Annotated in this window: 21 protein-coding genes and 1 pseudogene; 11 read left to right on the top strand and 11 right to left on the bottom strand. The window is 68.0% G+C overall.

Going from position 1 to position 24,874, the window contains the following annotated elements; translation table 11 throughout:
• Window positions 1–125: 125 nt before the first annotated feature.
• Entirely contained in the window at window positions 126–458 is a 333-nt protein-coding gene (locus ALI144C_RS40625; protein ID WP_076992529.1) for a hypothetical protein, read from the bottom strand.
• Window positions 459–665: 207 nt separating this feature from the next.
• On the opposite strand from ALI144C_RS40625, the gene ALI144C_RS40620 reads away from it, so the two are divergent.
• Together ALI144C_RS40620 and ALI144C_RS40615 are read left to right on the top strand one after the other, a co-directional pair.
• Window positions 666–1,094, top strand: coding sequence for a hypothetical protein (locus tag ALI144C_RS40620; protein WP_143231157.1), 429 nt, complete (start codon window positions 666–668; stop codon window positions 1,092–1,094).
• Between the two features lie 19 nt (window positions 1,095–1,113).
• The gene (locus tag ALI144C_RS40615) at window positions 1,114–1,992 is read left to right on the top strand and encodes an ADP-ribosylglycohydrolase family protein (RefSeq protein ID WP_237774548.1); all 879 of its coding nucleotides are present in this window, start codon (window positions 1,114–1,116) and stop codon (window positions 1,990–1,992) included.
• Between the two features lie 12 nt (window positions 1,993–2,004).
• Here ALI144C_RS40615 and ALI144C_RS40610 read toward each other — a convergent pair whose 3' ends face one another.
• The 3 genes from ALI144C_RS40610 to ALI144C_RS40600 form a co-directional block, all read right to left on the bottom strand.
• Window positions 2,005–2,586: a GTP-binding protein gene (locus ALI144C_RS40610; RefSeq protein ID WP_076992527.1), complete on the bottom strand. Its 582-nt coding sequence runs from the start codon at window positions 2,584–2,586 to the stop codon at window positions 2,005–2,007.
• A gap of 2 nt (window positions 2,587–2,588) precedes the next feature.
• Window positions 2,589–2,999, bottom strand: coding sequence for a roadblock/LC7 domain-containing protein (locus ALI144C_RS40605; protein ID WP_076992825.1), 411 nt, complete (start codon window positions 2,997–2,999; stop codon window positions 2,589–2,591).
• Between the two features lie 389 nt (window positions 3,000–3,388).
• A complete protein-coding gene (locus ALI144C_RS40600) occupies window positions 3,389–3,916 on the bottom strand; it encodes a GNAT family N-acetyltransferase (RefSeq protein ID WP_237774547.1) in 528 nt (175 codons plus the stop codon).
• A 125-nt stretch (window positions 3,917–4,041) separates the two neighbouring features.
• Here ALI144C_RS40600 and ALI144C_RS54945 point away from each other — a divergent pair, with 125 nt between their 5' ends.
• Together ALI144C_RS54945 and ALI144C_RS40595 are read left to right on the top strand one after the other, a co-directional pair.
• The gene (locus ALI144C_RS54945; protein WP_143231156.1) at window positions 4,042–4,287 is read left to right on the top strand and encodes a sialidase family protein; all 246 of its coding nucleotides are present in this window, start codon (window positions 4,042–4,044) and stop codon (window positions 4,285–4,287) included.
• A 114-nt stretch (window positions 4,288–4,401) separates the two neighbouring features.
• Window positions 4,402–5,022, top strand: a pseudogene (locus ALI144C_RS40595) (LamG-like jellyroll fold domain-containing protein); the annotation flags it as partial.
• A gap of 5 nt (window positions 5,023–5,027) precedes the next feature.
• Here the strand turns inward: ALI144C_RS40595 and ALI144C_RS40590 are convergent.
• Together ALI144C_RS40590 and ALI144C_RS40585 are read right to left on the bottom strand one after the other, a co-directional pair.
• On the bottom strand, window positions 5,028–5,807 hold the full coding sequence (locus tag ALI144C_RS40590; RefSeq protein WP_076992524.1) for an SGNH/GDSL hydrolase family protein: 780 nt from the start codon (window positions 5,805–5,807) through the stop codon (window positions 5,028–5,030).
• Between the two features lie 82 nt (window positions 5,808–5,889).
• On the bottom strand, window positions 5,890–7,425 hold the full coding sequence (locus ALI144C_RS40585; protein ID WP_143231155.1) for an alkaline phosphatase D family protein: 1,536 nt from the start codon (window positions 7,423–7,425) through the stop codon (window positions 5,890–5,892).
• A gap of 201 nt (window positions 7,426–7,626) precedes the next feature.
• Between ALI144C_RS40585 and ALI144C_RS40580 the strand changes: the two genes are divergently transcribed.
• Both ALI144C_RS40580 and ALI144C_RS40575 read left to right on the top strand, forming a co-directional pair.
• Complete coding sequence (locus ALI144C_RS40580) at window positions 7,627–9,546, top strand: hypothetical protein (protein WP_076992522.1); 1,920 nt, start codon at window positions 7,627–7,629, stop codon at window positions 9,544–9,546.
• A 2-nt stretch (window positions 9,547–9,548) separates the two neighbouring features.
• A complete protein-coding gene (locus ALI144C_RS40575) occupies window positions 9,549–11,063 on the top strand; it encodes a hypothetical protein (RefSeq protein WP_076992521.1) in 1,515 nt (504 codons plus the stop codon).
• Between the two features lie 3 nt (window positions 11,064–11,066).
• Here the strand turns inward: ALI144C_RS40575 and ALI144C_RS40570 are convergent, their stop codons facing one another.
• Window positions 11,067–11,471 (bottom strand): pyridoxamine 5'-phosphate oxidase family protein, encoded by a 405-nt coding sequence (locus ALI144C_RS40570; RefSeq protein WP_076992520.1) that lies wholly within the window; start codon window positions 11,469–11,471, stop codon window positions 11,067–11,069.
• 268 nt (window positions 11,472–11,739) lie between these two features.
• Here ALI144C_RS40570 and ALI144C_RS40565 point away from each other — a divergent pair, with 268 nt between their 5' ends.
• Window positions 11,740–12,381 (top strand): response regulator, encoded by a 642-nt coding sequence (locus tag ALI144C_RS40565; RefSeq protein ID WP_076992519.1) that lies wholly within the window; start codon window positions 11,740–11,742, stop codon window positions 12,379–12,381.
• Here the strand turns inward: ALI144C_RS40565 and ALI144C_RS40560 are convergent.
• A complete protein-coding gene (locus ALI144C_RS40560) occupies window positions 12,378–13,538 on the bottom strand; it encodes a GAF domain-containing sensor histidine kinase (protein ID WP_076992518.1) in 1,161 nt (386 codons plus the stop codon). The genes ALI144C_RS40565 and ALI144C_RS40560 overlap by 4 nt on opposite strands.
• A gap of 297 nt (window positions 13,539–13,835) precedes the next feature.
• Here ALI144C_RS40560 and ALI144C_RS40555 point away from each other — a divergent pair, with 297 nt between their 5' ends.
• Window positions 13,836–15,176: a GGDEF domain-containing protein gene (locus tag ALI144C_RS40555; protein WP_083753810.1), complete on the top strand. Its 1,341-nt coding sequence runs from the start codon at window positions 13,836–13,838 to the stop codon at window positions 15,174–15,176.
• Here ALI144C_RS40555 and ALI144C_RS40550 read toward each other — a convergent pair.
• Window positions 15,115–15,507 (bottom strand): winged helix-turn-helix transcriptional regulator, encoded by a 393-nt coding sequence (locus ALI144C_RS40550; RefSeq protein ID WP_143231153.1) that lies wholly within the window; start codon window positions 15,505–15,507, stop codon window positions 15,115–15,117. The two genes, ALI144C_RS40555 and ALI144C_RS40550, sit on opposite strands and share 62 nt — an antisense overlap.
• A 328-nt stretch (window positions 15,508–15,835) precedes the next feature.
• Here ALI144C_RS40550 and ALI144C_RS40545 point away from each other — a divergent pair, with 328 nt between their 5' ends.
• Together ALI144C_RS40545 and ALI144C_RS40540 are read left to right on the top strand one after the other, a co-directional pair.
• Window positions 15,836–18,589: an AfsR/SARP family transcriptional regulator gene (locus ALI144C_RS40545; protein ID WP_168211478.1), complete on the top strand. Its 2,754-nt coding sequence runs from the start codon at window positions 15,836–15,838 to the stop codon at window positions 18,587–18,589.
• A gap of 61 nt (window positions 18,590–18,650) precedes the next feature.
• Window positions 18,651–18,977, top strand: a complete 327-nt coding sequence (locus ALI144C_RS40540) for an META domain-containing protein (protein WP_168211477.1) — start codon at window positions 18,651–18,653, stop codon at window positions 18,975–18,977.
• Here ALI144C_RS40540 and ALI144C_RS40535 read toward each other — a convergent pair.
• The gene (locus tag ALI144C_RS40535; protein WP_076992824.1) at window positions 18,974–19,423 is read right to left on the bottom strand and encodes a GNAT family N-acetyltransferase; all 450 of its coding nucleotides are present in this window, start codon (window positions 19,421–19,423) and stop codon (window positions 18,974–18,976) included. The genes ALI144C_RS40540 and ALI144C_RS40535 overlap by 4 nt on opposite strands.
• Window positions 19,424–19,767: 344 nt before the next feature.
• On the opposite strand from ALI144C_RS40535, the gene ALI144C_RS40530 reads away from it, so the two are divergent.
• Window positions 19,768–21,021 carry a styrene monooxygenase/indole monooxygenase family protein gene (locus ALI144C_RS40530; protein WP_076992823.1) on the top strand — a complete coding sequence of 418 codons (1,254 nt, stop codon included), beginning with the start codon at window positions 19,768–19,770 and terminating at the stop codon, window positions 21,019–21,021.
• Here the strand turns inward: ALI144C_RS40530 and ALI144C_RS40525 are convergent.
• The gene (locus tag ALI144C_RS40525) at window positions 20,997–24,731 is read right to left on the bottom strand and encodes an nSTAND1 domain-containing NTPase (RefSeq protein WP_237774546.1); all 3,735 of its coding nucleotides are present in this window, start codon (window positions 24,729–24,731) and stop codon (window positions 20,997–20,999) included. The genes ALI144C_RS40530 and ALI144C_RS40525 overlap by 25 nt on opposite strands.
• Between the last annotated feature and the right edge of the window lie 143 nt (window positions 24,732–24,874).

Here is a 24,874-nt window from a genome sequence, read left to right as displayed (position 1 = left end):
CGTCCCCCTGCATCGATAGTCTGACCGGAATAGTCTAAGCGGACTATATGGCAGAGCGCCACCCGTCCCGGAGGCCCTGCGTGGGTGCTGTGGCGGATGGCGTTTGTCTCGTCAGGCGAGGATTGCTACTGCGGCCGTGACGTTTTCCGGCGGCGACTGACCAGCAACCACACCGTCACCACGAGGGCCGCGATCGTGCAGCACATCCACAGGAACGCCCAGCCGCTGAGGATGTTCGCGCCTTCCGGCCGGGAGGTCGGCCCGAAGACCAGCATCAACGCCACGTACACCGCGGCGGGCACCAGTGCGCGCAGACCGGGCAGCCCGATCGTGTTGATGGCCACCGGGATCGCGAACGCCACGGCGACGCCGCTCGCCGTGGCCTCGTCACCACTCTTGATGTACCCGGCGACACCGGCGGCCAGTGCGCCGACCAGGACACTGAGCAGTCGCTTCATGGCACGCAGGTGCCCAGGCCGGCCGGGTGTTCAAACCAGCCGGGTGTGGATGTCCCGCAGAGCTTCGCGGCCGCGTCGGCAACCGACGGCTGGATCCCGGCACTGACCGGGCGCCCGAATCCGCCACACGGCGGACGTCGGCGACTGCGGGCACAAGCGGAATGTTCCGGTTGTCGGCGTCGGGGGCGACTCGTCAGTGTTCTGGCCATGGCGAACGAAACAAAGCACGAAATGGCGAACGGCACCGACCGGCAGCGTATGCCGGGAAAGCTGAAGCTGGCGATGGGCATCCTGGTGTTCCAGGCGCTGTCGAACGGCTTCATCGGATACCTGATCATCGACACGGTCACCGGGCGCGGCAGCCACGGCGCGCGCACGCCGAACTCCGGCCTGCTGTACTTCGTCGGCTTCCTGTCCGTCGGGATCGCGCTCGTCCTGCTCGGGTGCGTGCTGATGGCCGCGACGCGGCAGCGGTGGATCCGGCCGACCGTGATCGGGATCGAGGTCATCGGGCTGATCAGCGGGGTGATCAACCTGTTCAGCGGACAGCTCACCGCGATCGCCGGGATCGCGATCGCGATCGGGGTGCTGTCGATGTTCAGCCGCGACGACGTCCGCGAATGGTTCAGTGAGTGAGCTCGCTACGGTGTTGGCCGTGGACACCAGCCACCCAGCCGTGCGAAGCCTGTTCGGGCTCGCGGTCGGCGACGCGTTCGGAAGCGGGATCCTGATGCCGGGCGACCACCCGGCGGTGCTCGAACGGCGGTTGCCGCCCACCCCGTGGAACTGGACCGACGACACCGAGATGGCGTGCTCGATCTACTCGACACTGGCGCGGTACGGCCACATCGAACAGGACGCGCTGGCCATGTCGTTCGCCACGCACCTCGATCCGGATCGCGGCTACGGCAGCGGTGCCGAGCGGATGCTGTTGCGTTACCGCAAAGGCGAGTCGTGGCGGGAGGTCGCTCCCGCCATGTTCGGCGGCACGGGGTCGTGGGGCAACGGTGCCGCGATGCGGGTGGCGCCGCTGGGCGCGTGGTACGGGCCGGACCTGGACGTTGTGGTGAACGAGGCCGCGAAGTCCGCGGTCGTGACCCACACCCACGCCGAGGGCGTCGCGGGCGCGATCGCCGTCGCGGTGGCCGCGGCGATCGCCGCGACCACACCGGGAATCGCGCCTGGCGAATTCCTGCGGGCGGTCGCGTCCCGCGTGCCCGGAAGCGAGGTGCGGCGCGGAATCCACGCGGCGTTGGACGTACTCGGCGCCGACGATCCGGCGGACGCGGGGGCGCGGCTGGGCACCGGGCACAGCACCAGTGCGCAGGACACCGTGCCGCTGGCGATGTGGCTGGCAGCGCGCAACCTCGGCGCCTACGAGGAGGCACTGTGGACGGCCGCGCGGGTCGCGTCGGATCTGGACACCGTGTGCGCCATCACAGGCGGGATCATCGCCGCGGGTCCCGGTTTCGCGACTGTGCCGGGCACGTGGCTCCAAGCGTGTGAACAGCTCCCCGAATGGGTGGCGTGGTGAGCCTTGCGCGGCTCAGCCGATGGGCAACTCGCTCATCGCGTGCTCGAGCAGGCGGATCAGCGCCAGCTTGGCCGAGGCCCGGTCGCGCGCGTCGCACAGGATGATCGGGACGCGCGCGGGAACGGCCAGTGCCGCGCGGATCTCGTTCACCGCGTACCGTTCGGCGTCGTCGAAGCGGTTCACCGCGACGATGAAGGGGATGCGGCGCCGTTCGAAGAAGTCGATGGCCGCGAAGCTGCTGTCCAGCCGCCGCGTGTCGACGAGCACGACGCAACCGATCGCGCCGCGGGCCAGTTCGTCCCACATGAACCAGAAGCGCTCCTGGCCCGGCGCGCCGAACAGGTAGAGCACGTACTCCGGCGAGACGGTGATCCGGCCGAAGTCCAGCGCCACCGTCGTCGCGGTTTTGCTTTCGATCCCGGCGAGGTCGTCGATCCCGGCACTCGCCTCGGTCAGCAGTTCCTCGGTCGTCAACGGCGGTATCTCGCTGACCGAGGCGACCAGTGTGGTCTTCCCGACGCCGAAGCCGCCCGCGACGATGATCTTGACCGGGGTCGGGATCGGGCCGGTGCCGGTCGCGGTCGCCTCGCTCACGGCTACGCCCTCTCCGCCGTCTTCGCGGCGACCCGCGGCGCGGGGACGAGGTAGCCGCCGACCCGCTTGACCAGGCGGTTCATCTCATAGGCGATCATCTCGACGTCCGCGCTCTGCTCGGCGAGCACCGCGAGACAGGCGCCGTGGCCCGCTGCGGACACGAACAGGTAGCCCTGTTCCATCTCGATGACGTTCTGCAGCACCTGGCCCCGGTCGAAGTGCCTGCTCACCCCCTTGGCGAGGCTCTGCAGGCTGGACGCGACGGCCGACAGCCGGTCGGAGTCGTCCTCGCCCATCCCCGCCGAGCGGCCGAGCACCAGGCCGTCCGCGGACAACACGACGGCGTGCTGGATGCCGATCACCCGGCCGACGATGTCGTCGAGCAGCCAGTTCAGATCGGGTTTCTGTTTCATGAAATGGGTTCCCCGCTGTTTCGTGTTCACCTGGAATTCGACATCGGCGGGCTGGCTTCTTTCGAATGATGGCGAACACAATCATTTCCGGACCGGGAGAATCCGGCTGGCGCAGGGTCTGTCCGCACGTCCGGCTTCCCTTTCGTCTGGTCTTCCTGGACTAACCGAGCCGGGGAGTTCTATCACAGCTCGGGCGCGCCGTGTGCAGGTGGGACGTGGGAAATGGAGACGCTGCGTGATCATCGCAGGTATGGGCCCCGGTGCTCCGGTCGGGTGAACGTGACCACAGGGGAAATGTTGGTCACATTCTCTTGACAGGCCGTGGGGATCATCGGATCTCGCATTGTGCCGATCGCGCCACTTTATCTGCGAAAACGCGGGAGAAGTGATTAGGAGACGAGGTCCAACGTCATCGCCACGCCTTCGAGGCGCACTCCGTCGGGTAGTGGAAGCATGACCTTGCCTGTTTCGGAGAAGCCGAACGCGCGATAGAGCGGCACGCCGGGCAGCGTGGCCATCAGCGCGAGTGAGCGAAATCCCTCGTCACGCGCTGCCTGGACGCAGGCGTCGAGGATCGCCTTGGCGAGACCTCGCCGAGTCCAGTCGTGGCGCACGAACATCGCGCGCACCCGCGCGGGCTCGGTGGCGGGATCGAGCACGCGGTCGTCGTCGGACCGCGCGCCTGATCCCGCGTGGAGCTTGTTGCGCCTGCTCCAGCCGCCGCACGCGACGATCTCGCCGCCCGCTTCGTGCACGAAGTACGTACCGTCCTCGATCAACGCCAGGTCCGGCTCGGTCAGGTGGATCGCGGCACTGGCCGCCTGCTGTTCGGAGTAGAACAAGGGGAACAGTTCCGTCGCCGAGGCACGCATCAGCGCCCCGATCCCCGGGACATCCCCGACAGTCGCAAGGCGCACGGCGCGGACGATGCCAGGTAGGTGCTCACCGCGGCCACGGGTTTTCGGTGATCAGCGAAACGTACCGGCAACGGTTCCGTTCCGCGATACGGTATCCCCAGGCTTGGGGGAGCAAGGGAATCATCGTGTCTCGAAGACTTCTGGCACTCGTCTGCGCTCTTCTCGTGGCCTTACCTGCGACTGCGGTGTCGACTGCGGTGGCAAGCGGCGTCTCGCAGTCGTCGGCGCTGGTCGGCGTCCAGCAGGTGCTCTACCGGGGCGGCACAGCCGGATACGGCTGCTTCCGGATCCCAGTCCTGGCAAGGACCACCGCTGGGACGCTGCTGGCCTTCGCCGAGGCCCGAAAGTCCCCGTCGTGCCGACCGGGGTGACATCGACCTGGTGGTGCGCCGGTCGGCCAACGACGGCCGCCGAGCTGACCGGCGGCGAGATCGGCGCGCTCTACGAGGGCGGCGTGTCGTTCTCCGCCGACGGGTCAGGACCGGCTCTACGCGTGGGTGCGGACGGACACGGCCCAAGTCGCGATCCCGTTGGTGGACAACACAAGCCGTGTCGCTTTCGGCGACAACCACTGGCATCTGCTGGCGTTGACGCGCACCGGTGACCAGGTCCAGCTCAGCGTCGACGGCGGCACACCCGCGACAGCCACCGGGCTGACCGGATCGGTGAGCGCCGACCAGGCCGACGCCACCAAGGGACTGCGTCTCGGGTCCAAGATGGACGGGACGGACGTGATGCAGGGCGCGTTGGACGACTTCCGGCTGTACCGCAGGGCGCTGACGGCGGTCGAACTCGACCAGGCGGCGACCGGCAGGTTCCCCGGCGACCTGCCTGCCCTGTGGTGGGGTTTCGAAGGTCAGTACACGCAGGCGCACGACGTGGCCTCGCGCAAAGCCGGGGCACTGACCCTGAGTGTGGACGGCAACCCGGTGGGCGGCACGGCTGCGAGCGGATCGGCGACCTACGGTGACACGTTCGTCGTGCAGGGCTTCAGGCTCGGCGCCAAGCCGGACGGCACCAACCGCCTCACGGGGGCGCTGGACGAGTTCCAGATCCGCCGCGGCACGGCGCTGGCGGCTCACCTGCCGCTCAACGCCGCGTCGTGACAGAGTTACAGCTTGGCGGCGACCAACGGCGTGTAGCCGGATGACTGGCCGGTCCGGTTGGGGTGGTAGGACTCCGAGATCGGGTTGGACAGGCCGTTGAGCCATTCGGTGTCGTCGCACACGGCGTGACCCGTGAACGCTGGACGCGGGTCGACGAAAGCGAATCCGTGTGCGGCGGCCCGTGCCGAGATCACCCCGGCGAGCAGGTCCGCGCTCTTGTTCAACTCGGCCTGCTCGCCGGGGCTGATCCTGGCCAGCGCGTTGCACTCCTCGCCGTTGAACAGGCGCGGGTAGCCGACCACGACCACCTTCGCGTTCGGCGCGCGTCCCTTGATGGCGTTGTACAAACCGTCCAGCCGGCCCGGGATGGCGTCCCGGATGGTCGTGTTGGCGGCGTTGATCTCGTTCGTGCAGGTGTACGGCCATGGCTTGGCGCACTGCGTGATCACCGAGCTGAACCCGGCGTCGTTGCCCCCGGCGGACACGGTCACGTAGGCGGTGCCGGAGTTGAGGCTGCCGAGCTGGTTGTTCTGCACGTCGGCGATCCGGGCACCCGAGCACGCCGCGAAAGTGAGCGCGGAACCGTTGCGCTGCGCGACGAGGACGGGGTAGGCGTACTGCGAGCGTAGGCAGTCGCCGCTGTCGGGGTAGTAGGTCCGCGAGCCCGTTCCCGACGAGTACGAGTCGCCCAGCGCGGTGTACGCGCCCGCAGCGGCTTGTGCGCTTTGGATACCGAGCACACTCGGTAACGCGACCAACAGGAACAGCACGGATAACCGGCGCATGGTGTCCTCCAGCGTCGATGCAGGGATCCCCAGCGTGCGCCGGGATGATCCGTTTCCTCAATGGACCGAACAGGTGAAAGATTTACCGCTTGATGGCCCCGGGTCGTCCGGATTCCACCTCGAAGGAGGCGTAGGTCGACTCCGGCGCGTCCCGGCGGCTGACCGTGCTGACGATCCACAGGTCCGCGGTCATTTGCGTGGATCGCACGTGGCAGCGGAAGTACCCGCGCCGGTCGCCGTCGAAGAACTTGATGTGCGGGTTGTACTTGATCATCGGACCGTAGTACGGCCCGTACACCTCACCGTCCCCGTTGGACGAGATGGACGTACCGACGAACTCCGTCGCGACAACTCGGGACGACGGCCGGTCGAAGTCCTCGTGGATGTCGTTGACGAATGTCGAATGCCAGTCCCCAGTCACCACAACCGGATTGCTCACGCGGTGGCGCGTCCACGCGTCAGTGAGCCGGTTGCGCGCGGCGGGATAGCCGTCCCACGCGTCGTGCCACAGCTTGTTGCCGCTGGCGCCGTCGTGGTCCAACCGCCCCACCATCACGTTGCTGCCGATGATGTTCCACCGCGCCAACGACGTGGCAAGCCCGCTGTACAGCCACTTCTCCTGCGGAAAACCGAGCATGGTCACGTCCGGCGCGTAACCACCGGTGCAGGCGTCCGCCTCGCCCCAGCCGCACGGCGGCACGCTGCGGTACTGCCGACCGTCGAGTAGATCGAGCTGGGCGAGCCTGCCCCAGTGCAGCCGCCGGTAGATGTGCGACCGGAACCGCACCGGCTGATGCTCATACCACGCCTGGTAAGCGGCGGCACGCAACGCGCTGATGTCGCCCGCGTGTTCCTGGCGCGTGCCCGCGTAGTCGTTTTTTACCTCATGATCGTCCCACGTGACCGCCCAGGGGAACCGGGCATGCGCGGCCTGGAGATCCGGATCGCTCTTGTACAGCGCGTACTGCATCCGCCAGCGCTCAAGGTCCTGTGGGGCCTGCCGCAGGATGTCGGGAGTGCTTGTCCTGCGGTATCCGCCATCGGCGGGAATGCCGCCCTCGTAGACGTAGTCGCCGAGGTGCACGACGAGATCGAGGTCATCACTCGCCATGTGCCGGTACGACGGGTAGTAGCCGCTGGCCCAGTCCTGGCAGGACGCGAACGCGAAAGCCAGCGAACCACCGTGCGCGCCCGGGGACGGCGTGGTGCGGGTCCGGCCGACCGGGGAGGTCTCCTGGCGGTAGCGGAAGCGGTAGAACCACTCCCGGTCCGGGGTGAGGCCGTCGACCTCGACGTGCACGGAGTGCGCGAGCTCGGGCACTGCCCACGCCGTACCCCGCGCGACGACTCGCCGGAACCGCTCGTCCGCCGCGACCTGCCACTCGACCGGCACCTTCGTGTTCGGCATGCCGCCACCCACGGCGAACGGCTCGGGGACGAGCCGCGTCCACAACACCACACCCGATCGGGTGGGGTCCCCGCTCGCCACGCCCAGAATGAAGGGGTAGCCGCCGGGGTTCGGCGCCGCGGCGGCGGTGTGCGCTGGTACCTGGGCCAGTGCGGCGGCCCCCGCGAGCGCGAGGAACCGTCGTCTGCCGAGTGAGAAGGAGGTGGTCACCGGCACTGTCTAGCCGGTTCACCTGGCATCCAGGTGAACTGAGCGGGTCAGCCCGTACTCAAGTGCATGACTAGCTGATCGGGTGTACGACAATTGTCGGTACAGCTTTTAGGATTCTCTGATCCAGGCTGAGTCAGGTGCGAACAAGGGGGGAGCCCATTGCCTCTGCCGGAGATCGAACCGGTTCGTTTTTACCATCGAATGCTGCGGTACCGGGATCGCCGCAGCCCGCCGATGATCGTTCTGCTCGGGTCGGTGGGAGCGGGCAAGACATATGCGCTGGACGCCATTAACCATGACATGAGCTGGGCCGTGGTCCACGCCCGATACAATTTCGGTGACAAGCGAACGTCCGGTGCCGGTGTGCCGACCACCAATGAGGTCCTGATCCAGCTCGTCTACGGCTTGTCGCAGCGGTGGCGCAATCGGCGGAAACCGGGATTCCTCCGGTTTTCCATCGCCCTGATCGCGATCTCGGCCAAGTTGGACCACAAGGACCGGCAGGCCGACCGGGCGCGGCTGTCGTCGTTCATCGACGAGTTCCACGCGGCACTGGGCCACACCGCGGTCCAGGCGGTCGTCAACCAGGTCGCCGACGCGGCCGACGCGGCCGAACTGCTCGACCCGTCGCTGATCGAGCTGATCAGACGGCTGTTCCCGGTAGTGGTCAAGCCGGTGCGGAGGAAACTGCGCCGAGCCATGAAGGACCTCGCCGACTTCCCGCAGACCCAGGGCGGGGACCTGCTGGACGCACTCGTGGCGTTGAACGGGCTGTCGGCCGTCCAGCAGACCGAGCGGCTGCTGCTGGCATTTCTCGGCGACGTCCGGGAAAACCACAAACGTATGTCACGCCCCGAGCGCGGCGGTCAGTGCAAGTGCGCCGAAGGCGACCAGGGCAAGCACGTGCACAACTGGGCCATCCTGCTCGACGACGTCCACCTGCCCGGTGGCAGGCAGTTCCTCGCCGATCTGGACAACGCCAGAGATCAGCTCCCGCACGGCACGCATGATCCGTTGCTCGTCATAGCGACGAGCGGCCGGTGGAGTGACGAATTCACGGAATGGTTGCCGCCGTGGTGGCACCCCGGAACCGACGACAGCCTGCGACCGTTGACGACTTTGCGCAAGGCCGACTACGCAGACTGGGAAGAGGCGTCGTCGAAGTACTACCCGTTGCTGCTCGACCCGCTGAAATCGGACCACATCGCGGAAATCCTGCGGGCGGACCGGGAGTCGACCGAGGTGAAGTTCGTCCTGCGCGCCACCAACGGTCTGCCGTTGGCCGTGACGTACCTGGCCCGGCACCTGCGCGACCGGACCGTCGAGCGCGGCGCTCGTGACGTGCTGGGCGTGGACCAGCCACCGTATCCGCGGCTGGCCGCGCTGCGGCTGACCGAACACGTGGACGGCGTCGACATCGAGGACTTCGTCACCGCCGCCCCGTTCGCGACCGCGCCATGGCTCATCCCGGTATCCACCGAGGGCCGCGCCAACCAACCGTTGGTCGGCGTCATCCTGACCGAGTTGCGGACCTCGTTGTGGGTCGCGGCCCTGTCCGACGCGCAGGCGATCACACCGAACCAGGGTGTCCTGCACCCGTGGGTCGAGCTGAACCTGGTGGCTGCCCTGTCACGGCGTGATGGCGGGCAACCCACGTACGTCGACCAGTTCACCCTGCTGCGCGACGACCCGGACACCCGCAACGACCCCGTCCGCCGCGCCTACGGCATGTGTGCGCTCGGTCAGAGCGCCGAGGTGGTGTCCTTCTTCGACGAGCAGTTCGACAGGATTCCCCACCGCACTTGGCTCGAGCGGCTCCTGCTGGTCATCCGCGCCCCGAACCACCTGCCGTCGGATGTGGGGTGTCTCGCGCTGCACGACGAGGTGGTCAAGGCCGCCACCGCGGGGAAACCCGCCGGAACGGAGGTCCGCAACAGCATCGCGCGCCTCGTCGCCGCGGGCTGGTTGCTGCAGGACAGGTCGTCGGCCCGTGAGCCCGCATTGGACGGTGTCATCGTCACCGCGCTCACCCACCTGGCCAACAAGTCCCGGTTAGGGGACATCCAACCGTTGCAGAAGGCCATCGACCTGGCCAAGCGCGGCCGGCTGATCGGAGACTGACAATGCCGAGAACCCACCAACCGCCGATCCAGCCCCGGCACTGGCTGGCGCGATACCGTTGGCCTGCCGTGGTCGTGGTCCTCGTCGCGCTGGGGGCGTGGCTGGGCATGGTCCGTCCTTGGGACCAGCCCAAGCCGGGTCCCTGCGGTGCGGGGACGAAGGCCGTCGGGTCCCCGTACCTCTGCATGGGGCTCAACCTCGATTCCACGCCGATGCGGGCCAACGACCCGCTCAGCGACCTGCACGCCATCATCGCCGCCTACAACAGCAAGGTCACCGGGGACTTCAGGACCGTCGTCCTGCTCGAGAACATGACCGTGAACCCCGCGATCGACAGCACGCCGTTGAGCTTCCTGCGGCACGAGATCCAGGGGGCGATCGCCGCCGCGTGGCCGGAGGAGGGCAAGGCCGCGGGAACGAAGTTGTTGCTGGCCAACTTCGGCGGCAACGCCGAGCACTGGCGGATCGCGGTCGACGAGATCGTCGCCGCCGCCCCGAGCCAGCGGATCGTGGCCGTGGTGGGGATCGGCACGAGCGTGGCGAACAGCCGCGCGGCCGTCGCCGAGCTGTCCCTGCACGGAATCGCCTCCATCGGCGCGACGATCACCGCGGACAGCATGAACACCGACCTGGCGGGCAAGCGGATCAAGAACTTCTTCCGGGTGGGCCCGACGAACACCGACGAGGCCAACGCGGCGGCGAACTACGTGGTCGCCCAGGGCTACCGGCGGATCATGATGATCCAGGACACCAACCCCGGCAACATCTACGCCGCGACGCTGGCGAGCGCGTTCGCGCGCCGCACCGACATCAGGATCGCGTTCACCAAGAAGTACGAGTCGCCCGACACCGAGCCGACCGGCGCGACCCGCGACGAACTGCTGCGCAGACTCTTCTCCGGGATGCACTCCGACGTGTGCACCGGCAGACCGGACCTGATCTACTTCGCCGGTCGCGGTGTCGACGTCCGCTCCTTCGTCACGGCGTTGTCGGGAGACGGCGCGTGCGAGGAGGTCGGCGAGGTCACGGTGATGACGGGTGACGACGCGGCGACCCTCGTCGGCACACCGATGCCCTTGCAGGGCGACATCAAGGCACGTGTGCTGTACACGGCGCTGGCCCACCCCGACCAGTGGAAGAACTTCCCCCAGGCGACCTCCTCCACGGCGTACCAGACCAACTACGAGAACTTCTCTGCGAAGTTCCTCGGCACCCACAAGTTCGCCGCCGACGACCTCTGGGACGGCACGGCGATGGTGCTGCACGACGCGGTCGTCTCGGCGACGCAGGCGGCGAAGGACATCCCGGCCAAGGATCCCAGCGCGGTGGCCAACTTCATCGCCAACCTCGACTGCAACTCGGCGGTGCCGGGCGCCAGCGGCTTCATCGCGTTCGACCAGGACACGGGAAACCAGGTGAACAAGGCGATCCCGATCGTGGGGATCACGGCCGAGGGCACCATGAATCCCGTCGGCCTGGTGTGGTCGAAGGGGACGCACGTGTGCGCCCAGTCGTGAGCCTCACGACGGCAGCCTGCGACCGGAGACGATCTCAGGAGCGATCCTGATGTACCAGTCCTCGGCATCCGGGGCCCACGCCCGTAGCCCCAACTGCCGCACGACCTCCAGTTCGACCGGATCGGTGATCTTCACGGCGTGCCCGACGGCGACGACGCTCCATCCACTTCGGACACACGAATCCGCGTACTCGTCAGCCTCGAAGGCCACCACCTTCCCCGTCGCGGCGACCGCCAGCCTGCTGTGCGCCGACGTCCGGATGATCACAGCCTTCTCGTGCAGCGCGAACATCACGGGAAGCACAGCGGGCAGCGCCCGGTCGGTGTACACCACCCGGCCCACCGGGATCTTCGCCAGCAAGCGGAAGCACTCCTGCGCCGAGAGCGATTCCAGTCCTGCCGAGTCCACAACGCCCCACCCCCCATCCCTTCCCACGGCCGACCGGCCGGGCGTCCACGCGGGTCGTCGCGGACGCCCGGCGTGGTGTCGGTCAAGCCGGCTTGGCCAGATCCTGCCTCGTCGGTGCCTCCCGCAACCGAGTCGAAAGTCCCTAATCCACCAGAGGCGATCGCCTCGGGCGCGGACGCCCTCCTCGGCGCCGACGAACGGCGCGGTTCGCCCGCTTGTGTGACAAATGCCGTTCCGCGGGCCCAGCCGGGGCCACTAACGTGGCCGGGTGACAATCCAGGTCTTTCTGCTCGACGACCATGAAGTCGTCCGCAAGGGTGTGGCGGCCCTGCTCGGCACGAACCCGGATATCACCGTGGTCGGTGAGGCGTCCACGGCGGCCGAGGCGCTGGCGAAGGTGCCCGCGTTGAAACCGGACGTCGCCGTGCTGGACGTGCGCCTGCCCGACGGTGACGGTGTCCAGGTGTGCCGTGACCTGCGTGCCGACATGCCGGACCTGAAATGCCTGATGCTCACGTCGTACTCCGACGACGAAGCCCTGTTCGAGTCGGTGATGGCCGGCGCGGCGGGATACGTCCTCAAGGAGGTCCGCGGCGGCGACCTGGTGCGTGCCATCCGGACAGTGGCGCAGGGCGGGTCGTTGCTCGACTCCGCCGCCACCACCCAGGTGCTGACCCGCCTGCGCAAGGGACCGACCGACAAGCTGGCCGAACTCACCGAGCAGGAACGCAAGGTGCTCGAGCTGATCGGGGAGGGCATGACGAACCGGCAGATCGCCGAGCGGCTGTTCCTCGCGGAGAAGACCGTGAAGAACTACGTGTCCAACCTGCTCGCCAAGCTCGGCATGCGGCGCAGGACCCAGGCGGCCGTGCTGGCCACCGAACTGAAGCAGAACCGCCGCAGGCCCTAACGCAAGGGCACCGACCAGTACAACTCCGTCCCGGGCTCGGCCGGTGTGATGTGGAACGAGCCGCCGAGGCGGCCCGCGCGGACGGACATGTTGCTCAGCCCGCTGCGGCGCCCGCTGTCCGGTATCCCGATGCCGTTGTCGGTCACCCGCAGGACGAGGTCGTCACCGGAGACGATCTCGATCGCCGTGCTGGTCGCGTGCGCGTGCCTGGCCACATTGGACAACGCTTCCCGCAGCACGGACACCAGTTGCTTGCCCGCTTCGGCGTGCACCGAGGTGTCGACGGGGCCGGCGAACCGGACGGACGGCTTGAACCCCAGTGTCGGCTCGGCCGCCGTGACCTCGGCGGCGACCAGGGACCGCAGGCTCTCGGCAGGCGGGTGTCGCAGCGCGAAGACCGTGGTCCTGATCTCCTGGATGGTCTGGTCGAGGTCGTCGACGGCCAGCCGGATGCGGGCGGCGGCGTCGTCGGGGTCCGCCGCGACCAGCGCGGCCGCGGCCTCCAGCGCCATCCCGGTCGCGAAGATCCGTTGGATGACCAGGTCGTGCAGGTCCCTGGCGATCCGGTCGCGGTCCTCGAACACCACCAGGCGCTGCTGGTCGGCGCGCGCGGCGGCGTACTGCAACGCCAACGCGGCGTGTGCGGCGAAGTTGCGCAACAGGTCCAGGTCGGACTGTTCGAACAGCGGCTCGTCCCGCAGCCGGCACAGCAGCAGCACGCCGAGGATCGCGTCACCCGCCGTCAGCGGGACGATCGCGGCGGACCCGAGTGGCTTGAGGTCCGACGGCGCCACCGAGCCGCCGTCGCCCTGCCACGACGCGGCGGCGTCGCCGTAGTTGTCGATCAGCAGCGGGTTGCCGGAGCTGAAGACCATGCCGGACGCGGTGCCCTCCATGGCGATGGACGCCCCGGTGAGGTGCTCCGCGCCGAGGACCACGTGGAAGACCAGGGTTCCCGGTCGTTCGTCGTCCGGCAGCGCGATCGCCGCGAACGGCGCGCCCGCGACGTCACGAGCGTGGGAAGTCACCAGGTGCAGGTCGGATCCGTTGCCTGTCAACAAAGCCGCGGTGATCTCATTGGACGCGCGCAGCCAGGACTCCCGGCGCCGCGATTCCCGCAGCAGCCGGTCGTAGTCCCGTGGTGTCTTCTGGCCCACGCGACACAGAGTAAGTGGACTCTGGCCGCCCGCGGTTCGAACGGACGAGAGTGTCCCCTTATAGATGAGCGCTGCACGGGGTATTCCGGGGTTACGGCGAGGTGAACGTTCTTCTCATAGTGGTTGAAATGCGCGCGGAACGAACTGTCGGGTGATCTTGTTTCTCCGCTCTTGCGCCGTCGCGGTAGCGGAGTGATCGACGTAACTGTTCGCGGTCTGTTGCGTAACTCTGTGTCCTCGTAGTTCTCCGGCAGGTACGTTGGGGATCGGGCGGTTGCATTTGTCCGAACTGGGGAGATGACAGAAGTGATGACCTTGCCCCGCTACAGACTTCGCCGACATCGGTCCGCGAACGGGTCGTTGTGGGCGTTACCGGGCTATCTCGTCTGCTATGTGCTCGTCATCGATGTTCTCGCCGTGGTCGTGACGGCGTTTTTGCTCATCGAGGCCCCGCCTGCTTCGGCCGATCTTCGCATGGTCCTCGTCATCATCGGGCTCGGGCTGATCAATGGGGAAATTTCGCGGCATGTCGAACGGGTGCGGCGGAGTTTCTCCGACACGCCGCACGTCAATCTCACGTCGATCTGGACGGTCGCCGCCGCTTTGCTGCTGTCACCTGGCCTGGCGGCGGCCGTTGTCGTCGTGCTCTACGCGCACTTGTGGATTCGCAGTTGGTACCAGGTCCGCGGGGTGCGTCCGTATCGGCTCACGTTCAGCGCCGCGACAATCGTTCTCGCCTGTCACGCCGCGAGTGCTGTGCAGTACCTGCTGGGTCCGCGCAGTCTTGTCACGGTCGCGTTCCCCGAGTCGGTTTGGGGCATTCCGCTCGTTGTCGTGGTGTTCTCCGCGGTCAACTCGGGATTGGTCGCCGGTGCCATCGGTTTGTCCAAGCGGACGCTCGAACCGGTCCGGATATTCGGCACCTGGTCGGCGAACATGCTCGAATTCGCGACGATCTGCCTCGGTGCTCTCGCCGCGATCCTGTTGGACTGGAAACCGCTGCTGGTCGTGTTCTTCCTCTTCGCACTGCACGTGCTGCACCGCGGTCTGGTGGCACGCCAGTTCGAGCAGACCGCCGCGACCGACCCGGCGACGAGGCTGCTCAACGCCAACGCGTGGCGTGCGGTGACCGCCAAGGAGTTCGACCGCGCTCGTCGGGAGAACGCCGGTCTCGGTGTCCTCGTGGTCGACATCGACCACTTCACGCAGGTCAACGACGCCCACGGGCGACGCGCGGGTGATCTTGTGCTGGCGGCCGTCGCCGAGGTGCTGCGTACGGAGGTCGGCCGCTACGACGTGGTGGGCCGGTTCAACGGCGGGCAGTACGCGGTCGCCTTGCCGGATGTCCATGACGAGGGGATCGCCGAGTTCAGCGAACGCGTCTGCGAACGGGTCCGCGCGTTGCGTGTGCCGATCAACGACAACGAGGTGGTCGACGGCCTGAGCGTGTCCATCGGCGCGGCGCGCTACCCGGCCACCGACGGCGGGCTCGACCAACTGCTGCTCGCCGCGGACCTGGCGGTGTTCGCCGCCAAGGACAGCGGCCGCGACCAGGTCGTGGTCGCGAGGCAGGCCGCTAGTCGTCACGCCGCGGGCGCACGGACGTCAACTCGGCCTGGTGGTCCTGAGCCCACTTGATCAGCGGCCGCACCGAGCGCAGCAGCGAACTGCCCATCGGGGTCAGTTCGTAGAACACCGGCTGGAACAGCTCGTCCGTGGTGTTCTGCCGCCGCACAATGCCGTAACGCTGCAGTCGCGACAACGTCTCGGTCAGCACTTTTCGCGTCAGCGGCCGAACGTGGTTGGTCCAACCGGACCGTTCTTCCGCGGAGTTGATGGCATTCAGCAATTCGGTGAAGTTCAGCGGGCCGGGCGCCAATGAGGCCAGCACCGCGGGGACCCATTGCCCGTTGAGCACCGCCATGGCGTCCAGCAGGCTTTGTCGGTAAGGGACGTTGTTGCCGGCCATCGCCTCCACCCCTTCTGATGCCAGCGTACCTCCGAACGAGTGAAGAGTACCGAGTTACCTCGAGGTGTCACGGGCGCTCACCTTGCGGTAACCCGATGTCGCCGCGATAGGAACGACCCGGGGGGAGGGGACAGCGGCCATGACTCGAGCCGATCCGGGGGCGCGAGGTGGTTCGAGATCATGGCCGCTTGTGGGTGAGGTCCGGAATCGGCGCGATATCTCCCCCGCCGGGGCCTGAAAACTGTCGACCGCCGGTTTCCTGCCAGGCAACATATGCTGATCCGTTGCTGGCCATCCAGTGGACAAAAGGGGGATCGGTGATCAGTGCGTGACGCGGCAGACAATCGACATCCGCGTACTCGGCCCTTGGGAGATCCGCGTCGACAGCGAGATCGTGCCGGTCCCGCCGGGGCAATTGCGCGTCCTGCTGGCCGCGTTGGTCGTCTCGGCCAACCAACCGGTCACCACCGACACCCTCGCCGAACGCCTCTGGCCCGGTGATCAGCCCGGCAACGCCCGCGGCTCGCTGCACACCTACATCGGCCGGTTGCGGCAGCTGCTCGGCCACGGCGTCATCCAGCGCGTCTCGGCGGGCCGCTACCAGCTCAGCGTCGACCCCGACCGCGTCGACCTGTGCCGGTTCCGTGAGCTGCTGCGGCTCGCGCGCGCCGACGAGGGCGCGCCAGGCGAGGTGGAGCTGCTCGGCGAGGCGCTGGGGCTCTGGCGTGGCAGGCCGTTCGCCGATGTGGCGTCCCTGTGGCTGGAGCGGGACGTGGTGCCGCGGCTGACCGAGGAGTGGTTCGCCGCCACCGAACGCCGGATCGACATCGAGCTCGGCGCCCGTCCGTCCGCGTCGGTCATCGCCGACCTGCACGAGCTGACCAGCCAGTACCCGGCCAGGGAGTCGCTCTGGGTTCGGCTGATCCTGGCGTTGCACAAGGCGGGCAGGCACGACGACGCGCTCGCGGCGTACACGCAGGTCTTCCGCGTGCTCAACGAGGAGTTCGGCATCGACCCGGGCGCTGAGCTGCAACGGCTGCGCCACGAGGTGCTGCACGGCAGGGCCGAACCGGCCACCCGCGCGCCGACGCCACGCCAGCTGCCGCACGACAGCGCCAAGTTCATCGGCAGGCAGGACGAGCTCACCAGGCTTGACTCGCTGCTGCACAAGCGGGGCAGTGCGCCGGTCATCGTGTCGATCGACGGCGCGCCCGGCATCGGCAAGACCGTGCTCGCGCTGCACTGGGCGCACCGCGTCGCCGACCGGTGTTCCGACGTCCAGCTATACCTGAACCTGCGCGGCTACGGTCCCGGTGAGCCGGTGACGCCGGACGCGGCGGCCGAGGCGTTGCTGCGTGAGCTCGGTGTCGCCGGTGACACCATCCCCTCAGACGTCGACGAGCGGTCGGCGCTGCTGCGCAGCAAACTGGCAGATCGCCGTCCGCTGATCCTGCTGGACAACGCGCTGGACGCGGGGCAGGTGCGCCCCCTGCTGCCTGGTACGTCGGCCTTGGTGATCGTGACCAGCCGCAACCAGCTGCGCGGGCTGTCGGTCCGTGACGGCGCCCACCGCGTGACGCTCAGCCCCATGCCGCACGCCCAGGCGGTCGACCTGCTGGCGGCGGCGATCGGAGCACACCGGGTGGCCGAGGAACCGGCCGCGGCGGCCCGGCTGGTCAGGTTGTGCGACTACCTGCCGCTGGCGCTGGCGATCGTGGCCGAGCGGGCGCACCGCAGCGAATCACTGGCCGACGTCGTCCTGGCCCTGGAGGACGAGAAAGCCAGGCTGGACAACCTCGGCAGCGGCGAGGACGACCCGCACACCGACCTGGGCGCCGCGTTGTCCTGGTCCTACCGCGCGCTGCGCAAGTCGGCCGCGTTGGTGTTCCGCAAGCTCGGGCTGGTGCCCGCCAACGACATCGGCCTCGACGCGGCGGCGGCGTTGAGCGGCCTGCCCCGTGGCCAGGCCAAGGACGCGCTCGACCAGTTGATCGCGACGAACCTGCTCGAACAACCACGGCCAGGCCGCTACCAGCTGCACGACCTGGTCCGGCTGTACGCCACCGACATGGCGATGAGCCACGAGCCACAGGCCGAACGGGACGAGGCCGTCGAGCGCGTGCTCGGCTGGTACCTGCACGCCACGGTCGCTGCGGACATGCTGCTCAACCCGCACCGCAACCGGGATTTCCTCGTGCCGTACAAGGCCCGTGTCCCGCCCCCGGCCTTCGCCGACGCGCAGGAGGCAGCGGCCTGGTTCGACGACGAGTACGACACGTTGCGGTCCATCGTGATGTGGGCGGGCGCCAACGGTTGGGACGGGTACGCGTGGCGCAACGCGTTGGCGTTGACGACGTTGCTCGACAGCGTGGTCCAGTGGCGCGACGGATTGAACTTCTACGCCAGTGCGCTCGCCGACGCCGAAGCAGCGGGGGAGCGGGTGGGCGAGGCGTACCTGCTGAACTCGATCGGCTGCATTCACCTGGACAAGCTCGAGTGCGGCACGGCGAAGTCGTTCTTCGAACGGTCGCTGGCCCGGTTCCGCGAGCGTGGCCTGCTCCGTGGCCAGGGAATGGCGCTGGGGAACCTGTCGATCGCCAACGCCCAACTCGGTGACGGCGGCACGGCCCGTGACAACGCCAAGCGGGCGCTGGAACTCTTCGAGCAGTTGGACGACTCGCGCGGGATCACGCAGAACCTCGACAACCTCGGCATCGCGCAGACGGTCTCCGGCGACCACGCGGCGGCCGTGGAGTCCCATCTGCGAGCACACCAGTGGTTCCTGCGAACGGGTGACGAGATGATCGAGGCGTTCAACCAGCACGGCCTCGGCCTTGCCTACGCGGGTCTCGGCGACGTGCCACGAGCCGTGCGCGCCTACCGGACGGCGATCTCGTTCCACCGTGCCGCGGTCAACCGCCGCGGGGAGGCGATCGTGCTGACCGACCTCGGCAAGGTCCTCAACGCCGCGGGTCACCCCCGGATCGCCCGCGCCGTCCTGACATCGGCCATGACGACGATGGTGGAACTGGCCGACCCGCGAGCCAGGGACATTCAGGCCACACTCACCGAGACGGGCTAGGGAACCCGGTTTTCCTTGCGCGCGTTCGACATGTATGCGGACTCACGTGATGGACGGCCGCGTGTTCGTGTCTACGGCCGTGACCAAGGACGGCGCACCGTTCGCGCTGGTGCCGGGTTCCCGGGTGAAGCTCGACTTCACCCGGCCGGGAAAACTGCGCCTCAGTGCCGACTGCAACATCCTGGGCGGCGACGTCGACGTGTCCGACGGCCGGATCACCGTGTCCGTCATGGGGATGACCTTGAAGGGGTGCTCGGAGGAACTGACGGCGCAGGACGAATGGCTGGCAGCAGTGCTGACTGCCCGGCCGTTCTGGGAGCTGTCCGGACCGCGCCTGCGAATCAGCACGGACGAAGTGGCCATCGAGTTCACCGAGGACGTCGCCTAGGGGACGGCGTTCAGGTCCTTGAGCATGTGCACCACCTGGCGGCCGTCGAGTTCCGCGCGGCCGGTCTCGCGGTAGCCCAACGCCAGGTAGAGCGCGATGTTGCTGGTCATCTTCTGGTTGGTGTACAGGCGCAACGCGGTCAGGCCACGATGGCGCGCCTGTTCCTCGGCGAACGCCAGCAGTTGACGGCCGAGACCCTTGCCCTGTGCCGACGGGCGAACGGCGACGTTCTCCACGAGCAGCACGCCGTCGTCCGGCTCGTCGACCAGGACAATGAGCCCGTCCATCGAGTCGAGCAGCCAGACGGTGCCCGCGTCGATCAGCGCGGCGTAGTCCGCCAGCATTGGCAGCGGCTCGCTGCCCGTCACCTCGATCCACTTGGTGTAGGCGGCGCGCACGATCTCCTCGACTGTGCCGCGGTGGTCGCCGGTGGCTTGGCTGATCATGGGAGAACTGTAGTTCGTCATCGGTGAGGCATCGACTCGACAACGAACCACTGTCGTGGACAACGCTCCTCTTTGCCCCGCAACGAACTCGTCGACGTCACCGGGTACCGTGCCCTGGCGCTGGAAGTTCTGGATGACCGCCAGCTGGTCCGGTCGCAGGTAGGGCTGTTCCTTCACCCAGTTGGTGCCGTGGCAGGGTGGACCGGCCTCGATGGGCAGGCACCGATGCCGTGCGGACCGTGTTCGGGAGAGCGCTCTCCTGAGTCAGGGTGTCCGACCGGCCGCCCCCAAGTCAAGCCTTGTGGTCCTTTCCTCGCCTGGCGAAGGCCTGCCACGGTGGGGTGATGCGGCGAATCGCGGTCATCGGTGCGGGTCAGGCCGGTCTGGTGCTGGCCATCGGGTTGCGGCGACACGGTTACGACGTCACGGTGGTGGCCGAGCGCCCGCCCGACGAGGTCCGGTCGGGCAGGCTGATCTCCAACCAGTGCGTCTTCCACCCGGCGCTGGCCAGGGAACGCGAACTCGGCATCAACCTCTGGGACCGGGACGTCACCCCGATCGGCGAGATCGAGTTCAAGGCGGTGGACCCGGCCGGCGGCGGCACCCCGGCGATCTCGTGGCGGGCGGAGTTCGACCACGCGGCGCAGTCGGTGGACCAACGGGTGAAGGTGTCCGACTGGATGGCGCACTTCGCCGGACTGGGCGGCGAGATCCGGATCCACCGCGTCACCCCGGACGACCTCGACGCGTACGCCGCCGAGTTCGACCTGGTCGTCGTGGCGGCGGGCCGTGGGCCGCAGTTCGACGCGCTGTTCCCGCGCGAACCCGAGTTCTCGCCGTACACCGAGGCGCAACGCGACATCGGGATCATCTACGTGCGGACCTCGCACCCGGTCATCGACGGGCTGACGTTCAACCTGAGTCCGTACGGCGAGAACTTCGCCATGCCGGTGCTGTCCGTGCAGGGCCCGGTCCTCGGCGTCGGCTTCTTCGGCGTGCCGGGCGGGCCGATGGACGTCTGGCACGACATCGCCGACCCCGGGCAGCACCTGGAGATCGCCCGTGGCCTGACGCGCAGGTTCTTCCCGTGGCACACCGAGATCCTGGACAACGCGGAACCGGTCGGGCCGCTGGAGACGCTGCACGGCCGGATCACGCCGATCGTCCGGCACCCGGTGGGCACGCTCCCGTCCGGCAGGCGCGTGCTGGCCATGGGGGACACGGCGGTGACCAACGACCCCGTCGGCGGGCAGGGCGCGAACATGGCGGCCCACGCCGCGAGGTCCTACGAGGAAGCCGTTCTGGCCAACGAAGACCGTGAGTTCGACGAGAAGTTCATGCACGACGCGTTCGCCCGGTACTGGTCAGTGGCCCAGCACGCGACCCGGTTCAACAACGACCTGCTCGCCCCGCCGCCGGAGCACGTGCTGGCCACCCTCGATACCGCCCAGCGCGTCCCCGAGGTGGCGCACAGGTTCGCCCACCTCTTCGAGAACCCGGTGAACTACACCGGATGGCTGACCGACCCGGAGGCGTCCATGCGGTACCTGGCGGAGGCAGGCGCACGGGCGTCTCACGGTGAGCACGGTGGCTTGTAGGGCAGGTCGGGAAAGTACTGTTCCCATTGTGGTTGTGTGATCCTCGGGTACGCGACCGCACATATCCGGGCCACGACGCGATCGATGTCGGTTTCCCAGAGCCGAACCGCGAAGTCCGAGCCACCGGTGGCCAGGGTGTGACCGTCCGGGCTGACCGCCACGGTGGCACCGAAACCGGTGTGTCCGATGAACCTGCCCACCTCCTTCGGCACGGCGGGCTTGGTGATGTCCCACAGCCGCACGTCGGCGCCTTGGCTGGTGATGGCGATCCGGTTGCTGTCGGGACTGAACGCCACCGCGATGACAGCGCCGCCGTTCCCGGTCAGCGTCGTCAGCTGTCGTGGTCGATCGCGATCAGTCATGTCGACCAGCCGGACCCCGCCCTTGCCGATGGCGGCGAGCATTCGGTTGTCAGGAGCGAACGCCCCGACGAAGTCCGTGCCACTGAACGGGAACGGCACCTCGTGCGGGCGGCGGGGATCGGTGACGTCCCACAGCTTCGACAGCATGTCGCCGTCGTCTCCGCCTGCGAGGACTCGGCCGTCGGGGCTGAAGATCGTTAGCCAGGCCACGCCTGGGAAGGGCAACGCTGCCAGTGCCTGCGGTTTGGCAGGGTCCGACACGTCCCACAGCCTTGCCGTGTCACGGCCTCCAGTGGCCAGCGTACGGCCGTCCGGGCTGAACGCCACACTGCGGATGGCACCCCCATCGTGCGTCAGGGAACCAACCTTGCGCGGGTTGGTCCGATCGCTCATGTCCCACAACGACACGGTGCCGTCGTCGCTCGACGTGGCGAGGACGCGACCATCTCGGCCGAACGTGACCGACCGGACGAATCCCTTGTGCTCGGTCAACTTGGCCAGTGGGCGGCGGGTGTGCGGATCGCTGACATCCCACAGTCGTACACTGCCATCCCAGCTGCCGGTGGCCAATGTCGACGCATCGGGGCTGAACGCCACGGCGGAGACGTTGTCGTTGTGACCGACCAGTGGCAATCCTCGAAGATCGTATACACGTGTCACTCCGGCGTCGTCCGCAACAGCGAGGACGTTGCTGTCAGAGCTGAACGCCGTCGAATACAGACCGCCGGTGAGTGCGATCAACGATCGAGAGCGGGTAGGATCGGACACGTCCCAGAGCCGGGTCTCACCCGAGGTCGAGGCGAGCGTGCGGCCGTCCGGGCTGAACGCGACCGACCAGACGATGGCGGTATGGCCGGTGAGTGTCGCCAGTTCCCGGGAAACGTCCGGAGTGCTGATGTCCCACAGCCGCACTGCGTGATCCCAGCCCGCGCTGGCGAGCGTGCGGCCATCCGGACTGAACGCCACTCCGGACACCGCGGCACGGTGGCCGCTCAGGAAACGCAACGGGCGTGCCTGTCGCGGATCGCTGATGTCCCACAATCGCACGGTGGTGTCGGTTGTGGCCAGCGCACGCCCATCCGGGCGAAAGGCAACGGATGACACTCGCGAAGTGTGGCCGGTGATTGTGGACAGCTTGAGTGGATTGCGGGGGTCGGATACATCCCACAGTCGCACTGACGTGTCGTTGACGGTGGCGGCTGTCCTGCCGTCCGGGCTGAGCGCCACGCCGCCGCCTGCCTTGCTGTCCGCAGGCAGGATGCCCAGTTCGCGAGGCTGGTGCGGATCGGTCACCTCCCACAGCCGGACGGTGCTGTCACCGGCTGTGGCCAGAACCCGTCCGGCTGGTCCGAACGCCATTTGCGTGACGCCCTCGGGAAGGCGGAGTGTGGCCAACTCCTGCGGCCGGTTGGCATCGGCGGTATCCCACAATCGCGCTGTACCGTCGATGCTCCCGGTCGCCAACATCGCTTTGCCGGGGTGGAATGCGACAACAGTGGTGCCGACATGACCGACGACGCGGCTGGCGTACGGGGCGGCGAAAGCGCTGAGCAGGGCGTCGCGGGTCTCCGCGGTCCTGGCGAGCTGGTAGGCGGCAAGTCTCACCTGGACGGACAAGGCCGGATCGGTGGCGTGTGTCGCGGCGGCGTCGTCGGCGGCCTTCCGGGCGATGGCGACGTTGCGTTGTTCGGAGACCGTGTTCCCGGCGTCGACGGCGACCACGGTGGCCGCGATCGCGACGAGCAACAAGACGAAAAGCGCGGCGGTGATCTGGCGCCGACGGCGAGCACGGCCGCGATCGGCGGCAAGGCTGGCCGCGAGGAATCGTCCTTCCCGTTCGGTCAACGCATCCCTGTTGTCGCTTGCCCAATCCTGCGTCAGCGACAGACGTGTGCCGCGGTAGAGGGATCCCGGATCGTGCTCGTGGGCTTCCCATGCCTCGGTCGCCTCGGTGAGACGGCGGTGCACGCGGAGACCTTCGCGGTCGTCGGTCAGCCAGTCACGCAGGCGAGACCAGGAGCGGATCAGTGCTTCGTGGGCGATCTCGGCGCTCCCGTCGTCCACTGTGACCAGGCGGGCGCGGGTCAGGTTCTCCAGGACGATCTCGGTGTCGAGGTCGGCGTCGAGCTCGGACCGGGTGATCCGGCGCTTGGTGTCGTCGGTGCCCTCACCCAACGCGGTCAGCCGCAGGAACAGGTGTTTGGCCACGAGCTGTTGAGCGGCGTTCAATCCCGCGTAGACACTCTCGGCGCTGCGAGCGATCGCGTCGTGGATACCGCCGGTTTCCTCGTAACCGTCCAGCGTAAGCCGGGTGCCGCGCCGTCGTCGCCAGGTTTCCAACAGCGCGTGCGAGACCAAGGGGAGGGCCGCAGGCTCCCGGGCCGCATCCGCGATCAGCCGCGCGACCAGTGCTGTCTCGGCGGTGTAACCCATCTTGGCCGCCGGTCCGACGATGGCGCACCGCAGCTCGTCCGCCGTCATGGGGCCGACCATGATCTGTGCGTCGCGCAGTGCCGTGACCAGTTCTGGGTATTGTGCGCAGTGGCCGTAGAAATCGGCACGCACGCCGATGACCACCCGGGTGCGGCTGGTCTCCCGGGTCGCCGCCGTGACCAGTGCCTGGATGAACCGGGACCGCTCCCCGTCGTCCCGGCACAGCGTGAACACCTCTTCGAACTGGTCGACGACCAGCAGCATCTCGCTCTCGCCCGTGGCTTGCCGGATGCGCAGGTGGAGGTTCTCGGGATCGGCGGTGAACTCGGTGTGCAGCGACACCACCGACTCGCCGGTCAGGGCCGCCAGGTGGGCGGCGCATTCCTCCAGCGGGTGCGCCCCTGGCGTCACCAGCAGCGCCGGCTTGTTCCCGGCCCGCACCCGGGCAACCAGACCCGCGCGCAGCACGGACGACTTGCCTGAGCCCGATGGGCCGAACACGCCGAGGAACCGTCGGCCACGGACCCCGTCCAGTAGTTCGTCGACCAGCCGGGTACGTCCGAAGAACCGATCGGCGTCATTCGGTTGGAACGCGCTCAGCCCGACGTACGGTGACAAAGAATTGTCGGCTCCGCCATTGTCCGGGCCCGCCAGTTCGGCCGCCGTGTCATGCCAACGAGCCCGCCACTCGGCGGTGTCGCCGCCGCAGGCACGCACATAGGCCAGCGTGACCGCGAGACTGGGCAGCTTTCGGCCGCTCGCGGCCTCGGACAACATCGTTGGTGAGTAGTGCGCGGTCCTGCTCAGCTCACGATAAGTCGGGCCGCCCGCGTTCTCGCGCAATCGACGGAGGTCAGCGGCGAATCGTGGCAGGACGCCGTCCGTCGCGTCCAAGGGTCTTTCCCGCCGGGGCACCGCCTTGTCCTCCTTGCTTCGGCCTGCTCGTTGTCAGGTCGTTGGTTGTCCGATCCCGTCCGGCGGAACCGGACAAACCAGCTGCCTTAGACAAGAGGGGCGACCGGCCGGCTGGATACCCGGCCGCTTCCCATCGAGAGGAA

This window comes from Actinosynnema sp. ALI-1.44 (assembly GCF_001984155.1).
Taxonomy (GTDB): domain Bacteria; phylum Actinomycetota; class Actinomycetes; order Mycobacteriales; family Pseudonocardiaceae; genus Kibdelosporangium.
The sequence above is the reverse complement of the archived record's forward strand: the minus strand, read 5'-3'. Positions and strand labels throughout refer to the sequence as shown.

What these genes read in the sequence shown, in the direction of transcription:
- ALI144C_RS40555 (WP_083753810.1), top strand. Translation starts at nt 13,836, where the DNA reads ATGACAGAAGTGATGACCTTGCCCCGCTACAGACTTCGCCGACATCGG.
- ALI144C_RS40590 (WP_076992524.1), bottom strand. Translation starts at nt 5,807, where the DNA reads ATGCGCCGGTTATCCGTGCTGTTCCTGTTGGTCGCGTTACCGAGTGTG.
- ALI144C_RS40530 (WP_076992823.1), top strand. Translation starts at nt 19,768, where the DNA reads ATGCGGCGAATCGCGGTCATCGGTGCGGGTCAGGCCGGTCTGGTGCTG.
- ALI144C_RS40575 (WP_076992521.1), top strand. Translation starts at nt 9,549, where the DNA reads ATGCCGAGAACCCACCAACCGCCGATCCAGCCCCGGCACTGGCTGGCG.
- ALI144C_RS40605 (WP_076992825.1), bottom strand. Translation starts at nt 2,999, where the DNA reads ATGAAACAGAAACCCGATCTGAACTGGCTGCTCGACGACATCGTCGGC.
- ALI144C_RS40535 (WP_076992824.1), bottom strand. Translation starts at nt 19,423, where the DNA reads ATGATCAGCCAAGCCACCGGCGACCACCGCGGCACAGTCGAGGAGATC.
- ALI144C_RS40550 (WP_143231153.1), bottom strand. Translation starts at nt 15,507, where the DNA reads ATGGCCGGCAACAACGTCCCTTACCGACAAAGCCTGCTGGACGCCATG.
- ALI144C_RS40580 (WP_076992522.1), top strand. Translation starts at nt 7,627, where the DNA reads ATGCTGCGGTACCGGGATCGCCGCAGCCCGCCGATGATCGTTCTGCTC.
- ALI144C_RS40625 (WP_076992529.1), bottom strand. Translation starts at nt 458, where the DNA reads ATGAAGCGACTGCTCAGTGTCCTGGTCGGCGCACTGGCCGCCGGTGTC.
- ALI144C_RS40620 (WP_143231157.1), top strand. Translation starts at nt 666, where the DNA reads ATGGCGAACGAAACAAAGCACGAAATGGCGAACGGCACCGACCGGCAG.